General features: G+C 67.4%; 14 protein-coding genes. 4 read left to right on the top strand and 10 right to left on the bottom strand.

Features of this window, described 5'->3' with window-relative positions:
• Nucleotides 1-134: 134 nt before the first annotated feature.
• From ASE66_RS27385 to ASE66_RS27370, 4 genes are all read right to left on the bottom strand, one after another.
• The gene (locus tag ASE66_RS27385) at nt 135-1397 is read right to left on the bottom strand and encodes an RNA polymerase sigma factor (protein WP_057192859.1); all 1263 of its coding nucleotides are present in this window, start codon (nt 1395-1397) and stop codon (nt 135-137) included.
• A gap of 2 nt (nt 1398-1399) precedes the next feature.
• Entirely contained in the window at nt 1400-1765 is a 366-nt protein-coding gene (locus ASE66_RS27380; RefSeq protein WP_057192858.1) for a YciI family protein, read from the bottom strand.
• 225 nt (nt 1766-1990) lie between these two features.
• On the bottom strand, nt 1991-3025 hold the full coding sequence (locus ASE66_RS27375; protein WP_057192857.1) for an aldo/keto reductase: 1035 nt from the start codon (nt 3023-3025) through the stop codon (nt 1991-1993).
• Between the two features lie 37 nt (nt 3026-3062).
• Nucleotides 3063-4250, bottom strand: coding sequence for an MFS transporter (locus ASE66_RS27370; RefSeq protein ID WP_057192856.1), 1188 nt, complete (start codon nt 4248-4250; stop codon nt 3063-3065).
• Nucleotides 4251-4356: 106 nt separating this feature from the next.
• On the opposite strand from ASE66_RS27370, the gene ASE66_RS27365 reads away from it, so the two are divergent.
• Entirely contained in the window at nt 4357-5271 is a 915-nt protein-coding gene (locus ASE66_RS27365; RefSeq protein WP_057192855.1) for a LysR family transcriptional regulator, read from the top strand.
• Between the two features lie 5 nt (nt 5272-5276).
• On the opposite strand, the gene ASE66_RS27360 is transcribed toward ASE66_RS27365, so the two are convergent.
• The 5 genes from ASE66_RS27360 to ASE66_RS27340 all read right to left on the bottom strand — a co-directional run bounded on the left by ASE66_RS27360 (nt 5277) and on the right by ASE66_RS27340 (nt 11696).
• A complete protein-coding gene (locus ASE66_RS27360; RefSeq protein WP_057192854.1) occupies nt 5277-6071 on the bottom strand; it encodes an ABC transporter ATP-binding protein in 795 nt (264 codons plus the stop codon).
• Entirely contained in the window at nt 6068-6991 is a 924-nt protein-coding gene (locus ASE66_RS27355; RefSeq protein ID WP_057192853.1) for an ABC transporter permease, read from the bottom strand. The genes ASE66_RS27360 and ASE66_RS27355 overlap by 4 nt, the downstream gene beginning before the upstream one ends.
• A gap of 76 nt (nt 6992-7067) precedes the next feature.
• Complete coding sequence (locus tag ASE66_RS27350; RefSeq protein WP_057192852.1) at nt 7068-8042, bottom strand: ABC transporter substrate-binding protein; 975 nt, start codon at nt 8040-8042, stop codon at nt 7068-7070.
• Between the two features lie 221 nt (nt 8043-8263).
• Nucleotides 8264-9778, bottom strand: a complete 1515-nt coding sequence (gene trpE / locus ASE66_RS27345) for an anthranilate synthase component I (RefSeq protein WP_057192851.1) — start codon at nt 9776-9778, stop codon at nt 8264-8266.
• A gap of 10 nt (nt 9779-9788) precedes the next feature.
• Nucleotides 9789-11696 (bottom strand): peptidylprolyl isomerase, encoded by a 1908-nt coding sequence (locus tag ASE66_RS27340; RefSeq protein ID WP_057192850.1) that lies wholly within the window; start codon nt 11694-11696, stop codon nt 9789-9791.
• A 149-nt stretch (nt 11697-11845) separates the two neighbouring features.
• On the opposite strand from ASE66_RS27340, the gene tpiA reads away from it, so the two are divergent.
• The 3 genes from tpiA (at nt 11846) to ASE66_RS27325 (ending at nt 14886) form a co-directional block, all read left to right on the top strand.
• Nucleotides 11846-12607 carry a triose-phosphate isomerase gene (tpiA, locus tag ASE66_RS27335; RefSeq protein WP_057192849.1) on the top strand — a complete coding sequence of 254 codons (762 nt, stop codon included), beginning with the start codon at nt 11846-11848 and terminating at the stop codon, nt 12605-12607.
• A 118-nt stretch (nt 12608-12725) separates the two neighbouring features.
• A complete protein-coding gene (gene secG, locus ASE66_RS27330; protein ID WP_057192848.1) occupies nt 12726-13130 on the top strand; it encodes a preprotein translocase subunit SecG in 405 nt (134 codons plus the stop codon).
• 127 nt (nt 13131-13257) lie between these two features.
• Nucleotides 13258-14886, top strand: coding sequence for a CTP synthase (locus tag ASE66_RS27325; protein WP_057192847.1), 1629 nt, complete (start codon nt 13258-13260; stop codon nt 14884-14886).
• Between the two features lie 111 nt (nt 14887-14997).
• Here the strand turns inward: ASE66_RS27325 and ASE66_RS27320 are convergent, their stop codons facing one another.
• Complete coding sequence (locus ASE66_RS27320) at nt 14998-15378, bottom strand: GFA family protein (RefSeq protein ID WP_057192846.1); 381 nt, start codon at nt 15376-15378, stop codon at nt 14998-15000.
• Nucleotides 15379-15389: the final 11 nt, after the last annotated feature.

Raw genomic sequence — 15389 nt, 5'->3', positions numbered from 1 at the left:
ATCGACGAGTTTTCGGCTCAGGCCGGGCTCGGCCGATGCCATCCGCTCGTCGCCCCTTTGTGCCAAGGACGAACGGGCGGGCGCGGTGCCGACACGGCGCCTGCAGATTTTTTGACAGCGATCCGTCGCCGGCTTCAGCCCGCTGCGACCTGTCCGCTCTCGCGCATCAGCCGGTCGATATGCTGGCGGATATGGGCAGCTTCGCTGGCCGAACCGGCGAGCCCGATGGCGCGGTCGAAGGCGGCGCGCGCCTCGCGGCTGCGGCCGAGCTGCATCAGCAGCCAGCCCTTGAAGCCGAAGAAGTAGAAATAGCCCGAGAGCTGCTGTTCCAGCGGTTCGACCATCGCGAGAGCGGCCGCCGGCCCGCGCAGCTTGGCGATGGCGACGGCGCGGTTGAGCGTGATCACCGGCGAAGGCTGGATATGCTCCAGCGTGGCGTAGAGGATGTCGATCTGCGCCCAGTCCGTCTCTTGCGGTTCGGAAGCGCGGGCATGGACTCCGGCGATCGCGGCCTGGACTTGATAGGGGCCGGGCCTGCGGTGGCGCATCGCCTTGTCGACCAGAGCGAGGCCCTCGGCGATCATCTCCCGGTCCCAGAGCGAGCGGTCCTGTTCCTCAAGCAGGATGATCTGGCCACTTGCGTCGAGCCTGGCGGCTGAGCGGGCATGCTGGAGCAGCATCAGCGCCAGCAGCCCCATGATCTCGGGCTCGGTCTGGAACAGCCGCAGCAGAAGCCGCGTCAGCCGGATCGCCTCCTCGCTGAAGGGACGACGGCGGTCGCTCTCGGCGCCGCTGGCGGAATAGCCCTCGTTGAAGACGAGGTAGAGCATCGCCGCGACCGCCGCGAGGCGTTCGGAACGCTCGACCGGGCCGGGTGTCTCGAAAGGCACATTGGCGGCAGCAACCCGGCTCTTGGCGCGGGTGATGCGCTGCTCCATCGCGCTTTCGCCGACGAGGAAGGCGCGGGCGATCTGCTTGACGGTCAGACCCGAGACGATGCGCAAGGCAAGCGCGACCTGCTGCGTCGACGGCAGGTCGGGGTGGCAGCAGATGAACAGCAGCCGCAGGATGTCGTCGCGGTAATGCGCCCCATCGAGCCGCTCGGCGACCTCGCTCTCGGCATCGTCGAGATCGGAGAGCTGGTTGTCCTCCGGCAGAGCTGTCTGCTTCTTCTGCCGCCTGACCTGGTCGAGCGCGACATTGCGGCCGACGAAGATCAGCCAGGCGGCGGGATCGCGCGGCGGGCCGTTCTGCGGCCAAGTCCGGAGTGCCCTGAGGCAGGCCTCCTGATAGGCCTCCTCGGCGACGTCGAGATCGCGAAAATAGCGCAGCAGGGCGCTGATCGCCTGAGGGCGCGCCGATGTGAGCGCCGCATGGATCCAGGCGATCTCGGCCATGATCAGACGCCGGCCGGATAGTAGACGGCGAGCGGGCGGACCTCGAAGGCGCCGCCCGGGTTGGCCTCGCCGAGTTCGCGCGCGATGCCGAGCGCCTCGTCGAGATCGGCGACGTCGACGATGTAGAAGCCGAGGAACTGCTCCTTGGTCTCGGCGAACGGGCCGTCGAGGATCAGCGGCGGATCGCTGTCCTTGCGCAGCGTCGTGGCAGCAGTAGTCGGCAGCAGCCGTGCCACGGGGCCGAGCTTGCCCTCCTTGGCGATGCGCTGGCGGATCTTTTCGAGGCGGCCCATGACCTCGTCGTTCTGCTCCTTCGACCAGGCCATGACGACCTCTTCGGAATGATAGCAAAGGATGGCGTAGTGCATGCGCGGCGCTCCGGTTCAGGCCAAGGACGTTCGGCCGGGCCGGCAGCCGACAGGGCCGGGCAGAAAAAATCAAGCCGCTTCGAGCTTCCTTCAAACCAAGTCGTCCCGGGCGACCGAAGGGAGACCCGGGACGCATTCCGGAACCTCTTTTTTGGGAAGGCTCCGGCATGGGTCCCGGATCTCCGCTTCGCTGCGTCCGGGATGACCTAGAGAGAATTGGAGTTGCTAGACGACCGGCGGATTGAGCCGGGCGAAGCCCTCCTGGCGATGATAGGGGAAGGCCGGGTAGGGCGGAACCGTTGCGCTGGCCTTGTCGAGCCGGGCGGTCTGCTCTTGCGTCAGCGCCCAGCCGACGGCGCCGAGATTGTCGCGCAATTGGGTCTCGTTGCGAGCACCGATGATCACCGACGCGACCGTGGGACGCTGCAGCAACCAGTTGATCGCGATTTGCGGCACGGTTCTGCCGGTTTCCTTGGCGAGCGCGTCGAGCACATCGACGATGGCGTAGAGCTTCTCATCATCGACCGGCGGGCCGAAATCTGCGGTCTGATGCAGGCGGCTGCCTTCGGGCAGCTTCTGGCCGCGCCTGATCTTGCCCGTGAGGCGGCCCCAGCCGAGCGGGCTCCAGACCAGAGCGCCGACGCCCTGGTCGAGGCCAAGCGGCATCAGGTCGAACTCGTAGTCGCGGCCGACCAGCGAATAATAGACCTGATGCGCGACATAGCGCGGGAAGCCGTGCTTCTCGGCAAGCGCGAGCGACTTCATCAATTGCCAGCCGGCGAAATTGGAGACGCCGACCTGGCGGATCTTGCCGGCGCGGACCAGCGCGTCGAGCGTCGACAGAACCTCCTCGATCGGGGTGAAGGCATCGAAGGCATGGAGCTGGAGCAGGTCGATATGGTCGGTGCCGAGCCGGCGCAGCGCGGCCTCCGTGCCGTCGATCAATCGGCTGCGCGAGGAGCCGGCATCGTTCGGGCCGTCGCCCATCGGCAGGGTCATCTTGGTCGAGATCAGGACCTTGTCGCGCCGGCCCTTGATCGTGGCGCCCAAGACCTCTTCGGAGGCGCCGCTCGAATAGACATCGGCGGTGTCGAACAGGTTGACGCCGGCCTCGAGGCAGATGTCGACGAGGCGGGTGGCCTCCTTGGCATCGCTGGTGCCCCAGGCGCTGAAGAGCGGGCCCTGGCCGCCGAAGGTGCCGGCACCGAAGCTGAGCGCGGGGACCTTCAGGCCGGAGCGGCCGAGATATCTGTAGTCCATGGTCGAGTTCCTTCTGCGAAGCCGTTGATATTTATGACTATGGGCAGGAAACGGGGGCGGTCTGCAGCGCCACTCGCTCGCGCTTGTCGAGGCGCAGGCTGATCACGGCCAGCACCAGGCTCGCCAGTGGCACCAGGGCTGCGACCCAGGTCACGGCAGCGAGCCCCGGCCCATGGTCGATGGTGACGCCGCCGAGCCAGGCGCCGAAGGCATTGCCGAGGTTGAAGGCGGCGATGTTGAGGCTGGAGGCGAGATTGCGCCCGGCAGGCCCGGCCTTGTCGAGCACGCGCATCTGCAAGGGCGCGACAGTGGCGAAGGCGGCGGCGCCGATCAAGCCGACGAAGATCGTGACCGCGATGGGCGAGCGCAGGGTCGCCGTCATGGCGAAAAGCACGATGGCGAGCGTCGCCGTGGTCGCGAGCAGTGCGACTGGCAGGTTGCGGTCGGCGAACTTGCCGCCGAGCATGTTGCCGACGATCAGGCCGAGGCCGAAGAGCAGCAGGATCGGCGAGACGGCTTCCTGCGAGAAGCCGGTGATCTCGACCAGGATCGGCTGGATATAGGTGAAGACTGCGAAGACGCCGCCGAAGCCGAGCACGGTCATGGCGAGGCCGAGCAGTACTTGCGGTTCGCCCAGCACGGCGAGTTCCTGGCGCAACGGCGCGACCTCGACCTTGCCCTTGTCGGCCGGAACTAGGCGGGCGAGCACCAGCATGGCGATGACGCCGATCGCGGCGATGGTCCAGAACGTGGCGCGCCAGCCGAAATGCAGGCCGAGCCAGGCGCCGGCGGGGACGCCGAGCAGGGTCGCGATGGTGAGGCCGGTGAACATCACGGCGATGGCCGAGGCCTTCTTGTCCTCGGGGACGAGACTCGTCGCCACGACCGAGCCGACGCCGAAGAAAGTGCCGTGCGCCAGCGAGGTGATGATGCGCGCTACCATCAGCAGCCCGTAGCTCGGGGCGATCGCACAGGCGATGTTGCCGAGGGTGAAGATCGCCATCAGCAGGATCAGCACCTGCTTGCGCGGCAGCGTGCGCGTGGCCAGCGTCAGGATCGGCGCGCCGACGAAGACGCCGAGCGCATAGCCGGAGATCAGGAGACCGGCCATCGAGACGGAGACGCCGAGATCGGTCGCGACCTGCAAGAGCAGGCCCATGATGACGAATTCTGTGGTGCCGATGCCGAAGGCTCCGGCGGTGAGGGCGTAGACGGCAATGGGCATGGGAAGCTCCGCGCAGGGCGCAAGGGAACGATCCCGATCAGATGGTGCAATGCAGCGGGCTGAACTAGAATGCCGCCCGTAACATCACTTGTGATTTGAGTTCATCATGGCCGCTCTGCTCAGCAACCGCTCCGGCGAGATGGAAGTGTTCTCGGCAGTGGTCGAGCGCGGCGGCTTCTCCGCCGCCGCCAAGAGCTTCGGCATGACGCCGTCCGCCGTCAGCAAGCTGGTCACTAGGCTGGAGGCCCGGCTCGGCGCGAGGCTGGTCAACCGCTCGACACGCAAGCTTCAGCTCACGGCGGAGGGACAAGCCTTCCACCAGCGCTGCATCACCATCCTCTCGGATATCGCCGAGGCGGAATGCGAGGCGGCGGCCGGCCGCGCCCCGCGTGGGCGGGTGCGCGTCAACGTCAATGTCGCCTTCGGTAATCAGGTGCTGCTGCCTCTGGTGCCGGCCTTCCTCGCCGAGCATCCCGAACTCTCCATCGATCTCGTCCTGACCGACCAGGTCGTCGACCTGATCGAGGAGCGGGCCGACATCGCGATCCGCGTCGGGCCCGGCCCGTTGCGCGGCAATCAATTGATGGCGCGCAAGATCGGCGAGAGCGGCGTCGCGGTGGTCGCGTCGCCGGACTATCTCGCTCGCCATGGCGAGCCGAAGACGCCGACCGAGCTCGAGAAGCACAATCTGATCGGCTTCAATTTCGCCCGCTCGGTCGAAGGCTGGCCGTTTCGCGTCGGTGGCGAGCTGATCTCGATCGCCGCGGTCGGCAATACGATGGTCGGAGATGGCGAAACGGCGCGCCAGCTCGCCGTCGCTGGCATCGGCCTCGCGCGGCTCGGGCGCTTCCATACCGCGGCCGAGATCGCCGCGGGGCGGCTCGTCACGGTGCTGGAGGATTTCAACGCCGGCGACATCGAGGTGATCCACGCCGTCTATCTCGGGCAGGGCGGCTTCGTGCCGGCGCGGATGCGGGCGTTCATCGATTTCCTGGCCCGTAACGTCAGGATCCGGGCCTAGCAGGCTCAGCTCAGCAGCAGGCTGTCGTCGGCGAGTTCCTCGCCGCGCACCTGCTTGAACAGGTTCAGCAAGTCCGGCACGTCCATCGTCTTGCGGCGTTCGCCGGCGATGTCGAAGGCGACCTTGCCTTCGTGCAGCATGACCGTGCGGCTGCCATGGTCGAGCGCATCGCGCATCGAATGGGTGACCATCAGGGCGGTGAGCTTCTGCTCCTCGACGATGCGCCGGGTCAGGTCGAGGACGAAGGCGGCGGTGCGCGGGTCGAGGGCGGCGGTATGCTCGTCGAGCAGCAGGGTCTTGGTTCCCGCCAGCGTCGACATCAGCAGGCTGACCGCCTGGCGCTGCCCGCCGGACAGGAGCCCCATCGAATCGCCAAGGCGGTCTTCCAATCCGAGGCCCAGCATCGCCAGCTTGTCGCGGAACACGGACCGGCGCGATCTGTCGAGCGCCGGACCGAGGCCGCGGACACGGCCACGCGCCTGGGCCAGCGCCATGTTCTCCTCGATCGTCAGGCGCTCGCAAGTGCCGGCCATCGGGTCCTGGAAGACGCGGGCGATCAGGCCGGCCCGTTTCGGCGTCGGCCAACGCGTTACGTCGATGCCGTCGACCTCGACCGTGCCGCGCTCGGCCCGGGCATCGCCGCTGAGGACATTGAGCAGCGTCGACTTGCCAGCGCCGTTCGAGCCGATGACGGTGATGAACTCACCATCCGACACCGTCAGGTCGAGCCCGCGCAGCGCCCGGTTCTCCAGCGGCGTGCCGCGCCCGAAGGTGACATGGACGTCCCGGACGCTGATCATGGCGCGCTCCGCTTGAACAGGTCGCGCAGCGGATTGGCGACACCAGGCAGCATCAGGGCGATGCCGACCAGCACCGCCGTGACGAGGTTGAGATCGGAGGCACGCAGGCCGAGCCAGCCGGCATTCAGCGCAAGCGCGATGGCGAGGCGGTAGGCGATGGCGCCGATCAGGCAGGAGAACACCGCCACGACGATCGACCTCGTGCGGAAGATGGTCTCACCCAGGATCACGGCGGCGAGGCCGGCGATGATGGTGCCGGTGCCGATGCTGACATCGGCGAAGCCCGCCGTCTGCGCGAACAGCGCGCCGGCCAAGGCAACGAGGCCGTTCGAGAGGGCGACGCCGACATAGATGTACATGTCGGTGCGGATGCCCTGCGCCCGCGCCATGCGCGGGTTGGCCCCGGTCGCGCGCATGGCGAGCCCGAACTCGGTCTTCAGGAAGCGGGCGAGCAGGGCGGCGATCACGGTGACGATGATCAACAGGGCGAGCACGCGCAATGTCGGGCGGGCGGGCATGCCCATGGCGGCGACGAGCGGATTCAGCCAGGCGAAGAAGTCGATCACCGTCGGCCGATTCATCAGCGGGATGTTGGGCACGCCCATCACCCGCAGGTTGATCGAGAACAGCGCCGTCATCGTCAGGATGCCGGCGAGCAGATGCAGGATCGCGAAGCGGATGTTGAGCCAGGCGGTGACGGTGCCGGCGAGGCAGCCGGCGACGATCGCCGCCAGCGTGGCGAAGATGGGATTGACCCCGCCCGCAATCATCGCTGCCGCGACGGCGGCGCCGAGCGGCAAGGTGCCGTCGACCGTCAGGTCGGGAAAGTCGAGGACGCGGAAGGTGATGTAGACGCCGAGCGCCACGAGAGCGAACACCAGTCCGATCTCGATGGCGCCCAGGGTAGCGATGAGACTCATCGGTCGCCCTGCTTGTTCTGGCCTGGAAGGGGTAGGCGGCCGAGAGAGCGGCGGCGTAAGACGCCGCCGCGCCGGATCAGTTGATCACCTGCTTGGCGCGGGCCTGTACGGCAGCCGGGATCGTCACGCCCATGGCGGCGGCTGCCTTGGCGTTGATGACGAGGTTGCTGCCGCTGGCGTTCTTGACCGGGATTGTGCCGGGCTTTTCGCCCTTGAGCACGCGCGCCACGACCGCGCCCGTCTCCAGTCCGACCTGGAAATAGTCGAAGCCGATCGAGGCGACCGAGCCCTTCTGCACCGACTCGGTGTCGCCGGTGAAGACCGGCAGCTTGTTGTCGGTGCCGACGTTCAGGACCGTGCCGAGGGCCGAGATGATCGTATTGTCGGTGGGCAGGTAGATCGCGTCGACCTTGCCGACCAGGCTCTGCGCTGCGGCGGAGACATCGGCGGTGCGGCCGGCCGAGGCCTCGAGGATCTGGAGGCTGCGGGCCGGTGCCAGCGCCTTGACGGCGTTGAGGAGGGCGACGCTGTTGGCCTCGCCGGGATTGTAGACCACGCCGACCTTCTTGGCGGCGGGGACCAGCTCCTTGATCAGGTCGAACTGGGCTTCCAGCGGCGAGAAGTCGGAGATGCCGGTGACATTGCCGCCCGGCGCCTGCTTGTCCTTGACGATCTGGGCGGCGACCGGGTCGGTCACGGCGGTGAAGACCACCGGGATCGTCTGCGTCGCCGTCACCACCGCCTGGGCGGAGGGCGTTGCGATCGCGACGATGACGTTCGGGTTCTCGCCGGCGAATTTCTGGGCGATCTGCGCCGCGGTCGCCGGGGAGCCCTGCGCCGATTCATAGCGGAAGGTCAGGTTGGCCCCGTCCTTGTAGCCAGCCTCCTCCAGCGCCTTCTTGACGCCGTCGCGGGCGGCGTCGAGCGCCGGATGCTCGACGATCGCGGTGACGGCCACCGTCACCTTCTGGGACTGCTGTGCCAAGGCGGCCGTCCCGGCCAGAAGCGCCAGGGCAAGGCTGCTGCCGATCATGGTTGCGCGCAAACGCATGGTTTCCTCTCCATTTGTCGCCGAACCCTGGTTGATCCGCTGCAAGCATCTGCGCCAGCGGGCAGGGCCGGTCGTGATTGTTGAGTTGCCGTCCGAAGCAACCCTGAGGCTAGGGAGCGGCGCTCTCGACTACCGGCAATATGCGCGGGCGAAAACGCGGCGCGCAAGTGAGCGCGCCGCATGCGCCTCCGGGACCTGCGCATGCGAAAAGGCGCGCCGGATCACTGCCCCCGCCGGCTGCGCGCGGCGAAGCGGACGGCTTCCTCGGCAGCCTTGAACAGGGCTTTCGCCTTGTTGATGCATTCGAGCTGTTCGGAGGCCGGGTTCGAATCGTAGACGATGCCGGCGCCGGCCTGGACCTGCATGCGGCCGTCCTGGACGACCGCGGTGCGCAGGACGATGCAGGTGTCCATCTCGCCATTGGCGCCGAAATAGCCGATGCAGCCGCCATAGGCGCCGCGCTTGTCCTTTTCGAGCTCGTCGATGATCTCCATGGCGCGCACTTTCGGGGCACCGGAGACCGTGCCGGCCGGGAAGCCGGCGGCCAGCGCCGAGAGCGCATCGTGCTCGCCGGAGATCCGCCCCTCGACGTTCGAGACGATGTGCATCACCTGGCTGTAGCGCTCGATGAAGAAGGAATCGGTGACGGTGACGCTGCCGATCTCCGCGACCCGGCCGACATCGTTGCGGCCGAGATCGAGCAGCATCAGATGCTCGGCCCGCTCCTTCGGATCGGCCAGCAATTCGCCGGCGAGAGCTTCGTCGGCTGCCGGTGTCGCGCCGCGCGGCCGTGTGCCGGCGATCGGCCGGATCGTGACCTTGCCGTCGCGCAGGCGGACCAGGATCTCGGGGCTGGAGCAGACGATCTGGAAGGCTTCGAAATCGAGATAGCAGAGGAAGGGGGCGGGATTGATCCGCCGCAGGGCGCGGTAGAGCGCGAAGGGCGGCAATTCGAACGGCGCCTCGAAGCGCTGCGAGAGCACGACCTGGAAGACATCCCCGGCGCGGACATATTCCTGCGCCCGCGCCACTATGGCGTGGAACTCGGCCTCGCTGGTGTTCGAGGTCGATTCCGGATGCGGGATCGCGGCGATGTCGATGCCGGCCTCGGCGGGCAGGGGCCCTTCGAGGGCCCGCACCACCGCGTCGAGCCGCTCCTGCGCCCGCTCATGGGCGGCGCGAGCCGGGATGCCGGCCTGGGGCCGCACCGGCGTCACCACCGTGATCTCGTCGCGGATCGAATCGAACACGACCATCAGCGTCGGCCGCGTCAGGATGGCGTCGGGAACGTCCGGCCCAGTCGCCTTCGGCTCCGGCAGGCGCTCCATCAGGCGCACCATGTCGTAGCCGAGATAGCCGAAGACGCCGGCAGCCATCGGCGGCAGGCCATCGCGGTCGGGAATCGCGCTCTCGGCGAGTAGTGCGCGCAGCGAGTCGAAAGCCGGGCGTGGATCCGCGACAAAATCCTCGCCCAGTGCAGGGCGGCAGAGCGAGGCCTCACCACGCTGGCAGCGCCAGATCAGGTCGGGGTCGAGCCCGATCATCGAATAGCGGCCACGCACGGCGCCGCCCTCGACCGATTCCAGCAGGAAGGCCGGCCCCTTGTAAGCGTGACGCAGCTTCAGGAAGGCGGCGACCGGCGTCTCGCAATCGCCGACCAGCGACAGCGTCAGCAATTGCGGCTCGCCGACCGCGTAGGCGGCGGCGAAGCGGGCGAAGTCGGCGGCCGGATCCATTCGGCAGGCTTCAGTTCTGGCCGCCGGTGGCGTTGCGCAGCGCCGCCTGGTTGACCTGGACTCCGAGATCGTTCTGCAGCTTGCCGACATATTGGGCGAGCAGGTCCTCGCTGATGCTCGAAGCCAGCAGGCGCACGAAATTCTCGGCATCCTCGGTGGTGCGGGCATAGGGGCTGACCGTCGCCGCCTTGACCTGGAAGACGACACGGCCGGCATTGTCGACCGCGGCCGAGCCGGCCTTGCCCGCGGGCGTGCCGAAGACCAGCGAGACGACGTTGCGGGGCAGGGCCACGCTCTGGTCCTGGCGGCCGAGTGTAAGATCCTCGTAGGCGAGCCCCTGGGCGAAGGCGATCGCGTCGAGCTTCTCGCCGGCGTCGAGCTTCTGCACGATCTCGCGTGCCTTTGCCGAGAGACGGGAGGCGACCTCGTCGGCGCGCCATTGCTTCTCGACCTCGGCCTTGACCTCATCGAAGCTGCGCTCGCGCGGCGGATCGATCTTGGTCACTTCGAACCAGGCATAGCCGCCATTGCCCGGCAGGCGCACCGCCTCGTTGTCGACGCCGATATCGGTGCGGAAGATCGCCTGCTGTGTCGCGTCGCCGCCGGGGAGGGCGGTCTCCTGCGTGCCATCGGCCTTGCCGAGGCTGGAATCGGCCGGGCCGAAAGTCCGCAGGGCGAGGCCGAATTCCTTGGCGATCTCGGGCAGGGGCTTGGCCGAGGCGCGCTGATCCTCGATCTTGTCGTGCAGCTCGGTCATCTGCTCGCCGGCGCGGCTCGTTGCGACATCGCGGCGGACCTCGTCAGCGACCTCCTCGAAGCTCTTGAGCCGAGCCGCCTCGATCGTCGGCACGCGCAACAGCACGACGCCGAAGCCGCCCTGCACGGGCTCGCTGACCGCGCCCTGCGCCAGCGCGAACGCGGCGTCGCGCACGGCCGGGTCGAACAGGCCTTCGCGGGCGAAGGTGCCGAGCGTCAGATCGGCTTCGGCGACATTGCGGCTGGCGCCGATCGCCTCGAAGGTCTCGCCGGCATCGATCCTGGCCTTGGCCGCCTTGGCCTCCTCGATGGAGGGGAAGCCGATCTGCTGCAGGGTGCGGCGCTCGGCCGAGCCGAAGCGCTGCGTCTTGATCTGCTCGTAGCGGGCGCGGGCGTCGGCCTCGCTGACCTTGCTGGGGTCGGCGAGGTTGGCGGCCGTCAGCACGAGCACATTGGCGGTGCGGTATTCGGGGGCGCGGAAGGCGGCCTTGCGCTCGTCGAAATACTTGCGCAGCGCCTCCTCGGCGGGCGCGGCGATCTCGCCGGCGGCGCTGTCGGGCAGGGTGATGTAGCCGATCTCGCGCTGCTCATGGCGCAGGCGATGACCGAGTTCCTGCAGCGCGACCGGGGCCGTGACGGCACCGACCACCATTTCGGCGAGCTCCTGGCGCATCGTCGCGGAGCGCTGTTCGCGCACGAATTGCTGCTCGTTCATTCCGATCGTGCGCAGCAGCTCGTTGAAGCGGGCCGGATCGAACTGGCCGGCGGCGTTCTTCAGGTTCGGATCATTGAACAGGATGTTGCGCACCGTCTCGTCGGAGACGGCGAGGCCCATTTTCGTCGCGGTCTGGTCCAGCGTCGCGTCAGTGACGAGGCGCGAGAGCACGCGCTGGTCGAGGCCGAGCGCCCGCGCCAGATCGGGGCTGATCTGGCGGCGCTGCTGGCGCTGCAACTGCTGGATTTCGTTCTGATAGGCGGTGCGCACCTGCTCGAGGCCGATCTCGGTCTTGCCGACGACGGCAACCGCATTGCGGCCATAGCCGCGGAAAATGTCGCCGATGCCCCAGACCGCGAAGGAGATGATCAGGAAGCCGAACATCACGGCGATGATGAGCTTGCCGATCAAGCTCTGCCCCGCCTTGCGGATGCCCTGCATCATCATGGTCTTGTCTTCCCAATCTTCTCGCGGCCGTGCCGCTGCGCGCCGCTTATAGGAAGAGCGACGCCTTCGGGCAATCGCTGCGAACCGGCTCGATTGCGATCGAGGGGCTGCATTGCTAGAGCCGAACGGACAAGATTTGGAGAGCAGCCGTGACGCGAACGATCAAGCCGCTGGTGGCGGGCAACTGGAAGATGAACGGGCTGAAGGCGGACCTCGCCATCGCAGCCGAGGTGGCGAAGGGCGCCGACGCCACCTTGCGGCGCGCTGTCGACCTCGCGGTCTGCCCACCGGCGACGCTGCTGTTCACGCTGACGGCTTCGCTGATCGGCTCGCGCATCGCGACCGGCGGACAGGATTGCAGCGCCCATGCGAGCGGCGCCTATACCGGCGAGGTCTCGGCGCCGATGCTGGTCGATGCCGGCGCGACCTATGTGATCGTCGGCCATTCCGAGCGCCGCACGCTGCATGGCGAGAGCAATGCGCAGGTGAAGGCCAAGGCCGAGGCGGCACTGGCGGCGGGGCTGACGCCGATCGTCTGCGTCGGCGAGACCAAGGACGAGCGCGAGGCCGGCAAGGCGCTGGCGATCGTGAAGAAGCAGCTGCGCGGCTCGGTGCCCGAAGACGCGACGGCAGCTTCGCTGGTCGTCGCTTACGAGCCGGTCTGGGCGATCGGCACGGGCTTGACCCCGACCGCGGCCGATGTCGCCGAGATGCATGAGGCGATCCGGGCCGAGCTCGGGCGCATCCTCGGCAAGGCGACAGCGGCCGGCGTCAGGCTGCTCTATGGCGGCTCGGTCAAGCCGAGCAATGCGGCCGAGCTGATGAACGTCGCCAATGTCGACGGCGCGCTCGTCGGCGGCGCCAGCCTCAAGGCCGACGACTTCCTGGCGATCGCACGCGCCTGCGCCTGATCGACCGCTGCATCAAAATCGCGGGTGGCATGGGCGGAAAGCCCATGCTATGGCCAGCGCCGACCCGCGGGATGCCGCCATCTTGGCAGGCGCCCGCGCCATACCCATTTCGTGAGCCATGCAAAACGTCCTCATCGTCATTCACCTGCTGATCGTGATCGCGCTGGTCGGCGTCGTGCTGCTCCAGCGTTCGGAAGGCGGCGGCCTCGGCATGGGCTCGGGCGGTGGCGGCGGCGTCGGCGGCTTCATGACCGGCCGCGGCCAGGCCAATGCGCTGACCCGGGCCACGGCGATTCTCGCCGGCCTGTTCTTCATGACCTCGATCGCGCTCGCGATCATGGCGACGCATGGTCGTACGCAGCGCTCGATCATCGACGGCGCCCCGGCTCCGGCCGGCACGACCGCTCCGGCCGCCCCGAGCGGGCCTTCGGCGCCGAATGCCGGCGGGGTGCTCGACCAGCTCCGGCAGATGCAGAACCAAGGCGGATCGCAACCGCCGCAACCGGGAACACCGACGCGGTGACCGGGACGGAACTAGGGCAGGGGCCGGGAAACCGGCCCTTCTCTTTTGTGGACAAGCGTAAGGCGCAGGATCGGTCTGCACCGAGCCGCTTAGCGAATCGAACTCAAGGCGTTAAAGGTCACCTCCCATGACGCGGTATGTTTTTATCACCGGCGGCGTGGTGTCCTCGCTCGGCAAAGGCCTGGCGGCGGCGGCTCTGGCTGCTCTCCTGCAGGCGCGTGGCCATACGGTCCGCCTGCGCAAGCTCGACCCCTACCTCAACGTCGATCCGGGCACGATGAGCCCGTATCAGCATGGCGAGGTCTTCGTCACCGATGACGGCGCCGAGACCGATCTCGACCTCGGCCATTACGAGCGCTTCACCGGCCGGCCCTGCAACAAGGGCGACAACATCACCACCGGTCGCATCTACATGGACATCCTGACGCGCGAGCGCCGGGGCGACTATCTCGGCGCCACCATCCAGGTGATTCCGCACGTCACCAACGCGATCAAGGAATTCGTCCTCTCTGGCAATGACGGCTACGATTTCGTGCTGGTCGAGATCGGCGGCACGGTCGGCGACATCGAGAGCCTGCCCTTCCTGGAGGCCATCCGCCAGACCGGCCAGCAATTGCCGCGCGGCCAGTGCATCTTCGTGCACCTGACGCTGCTGCCCTATATCCCGACCGCCGGCGAATTGAAGACCAAGCCGACGCAGCATTCGGTCGCCGAGCTGCGCTCGATCGGCATCCAGCCCGACATCCTGCTCTGCCGCACCGATCGCGAGATCCCAGTGGAGGAGCGGCGCAAGCTCGCACTGTTCTGCAATGTCCGCGAGACGGCTGTGATCGAGGCGCGCGACGTCGCCTCGATCTACGACGTGCCGCTGTCATACCATGCGGAGGGGCTCGACACCGAGGTGCTGGCGGCGTTCGGCATTGAAGACAAGACCGCTCCAGACATCAGCAACTGGCGGCGCATTTCCGAGCGGATCAAGAACCCGGAAGGCGAGGTCACGATCGCCATCGTCGGCAAGTACACCGGGATGAAGGATGCCTATAAGTCGCTGATCGAGGCGCTGACCCATGGTGGCATCGCCAACCGGGTCAAGGTCAATCTCGACTGGATCGAATCCGAGGTGTTCGAGAAGGAGGACCCGGCGCCCTTCCTCGAGCATGTCCACGGCATCCTCGTCCCCGGCGGCTTCGGCCATCGCGGCGCCGAGGGCAAGATCAAGGCGGCGAGCTTCGCCAGGCAGCGCAAGGTGCCCTATTTCGGCATCTGCTTCGGCATGCAGATGGCGGTGATCGAGGCTGCGCGTTCGCTCGCCGGCGTTAAGGACGCCAATTCGACCGAGTTCGGCCCGACCGAACAGCCCGTCGTCGGCCTGATGACCGAATGGATGCGCGGCAACGATCTGGAGAAGCGCTTCTCCGGCGGCGATCTCGGCGGAACAATGCGGCTCGGCGCCTATCAGTCGAAGCTCTCGGCCGACACCAAGATCGCGCAGATCTACGGCTCGACCGAGATTTCGGAGCGGCATCGCCACCGCTACGAGGTCAATATGGGCTATCGCGAGATGCTCGAGGCCAAGGGCCTGCGCTTCAGCGGCGTCTCGCCCGATGGGCTGCTGCCCGAGACGGTCGAATATCCCGACCATCCCTGGTTCATCGGCGTGCAGTACCATCCCGAGCTGAAGTCACGCCCGTTCGAGCCGCATCCGCTGTTCGCCAGCTTCATCGAAGCGGCGGTGGTGCAGAGCCGCCTGGTCTGACCCTACGATCTAGAGCATTTCCGCGTTTCTCCGAATCGCGGAAATGCTCTATCTCTTTGTTTTATCGCATTTTCTTCAGGCGAATCGGTATCCACTTCGCTCGAAAATGTTCTAGTCGGCCGGCACCGCGACCCAAGGGTGGCGGTGCTGGGCGTAGACCTGCTTGCCGGGCGCCGGAAAATCCGGGTCGGCGAAGGCGCCGACCGCGACCGCGATCATCTCCGGCTTGCGCAAGGGCTCCCAGTAGACCGTGCTGCCGCAATGCGGGCAGAAGTGCTGCGTGACCTCGAAGCCGCTGTCGGCTTCGCGGCGATAAGCCGTGGCTTCGCCACTGATCTCGACCTGCGAGCGCGGAAAGAAGGCGGCGATGCCGTAGGTGCTGCCGGTGCGGCGCTGGCATTCGCGGCAATGGCAGAGCGAGACCAGCGCCGGATCGCCGCGGCAGATCAGGCTCAGAGCCCCGCAAGAGCATCGGGCATGTCTCTCCTTCATGGGGTTCTCCG

The sequence above is a fragment of the Allobosea sp. Root483D1 genome (assembly GCF_001429505.1).
Lineage (GTDB): Bacteria > Pseudomonadota > Alphaproteobacteria > Rhizobiales > Beijerinckiaceae > Allobosea.
Note: the sequence above shows the minus strand (reverse complement) of the source record. Positions and strands in the feature narration are given on the sequence as shown.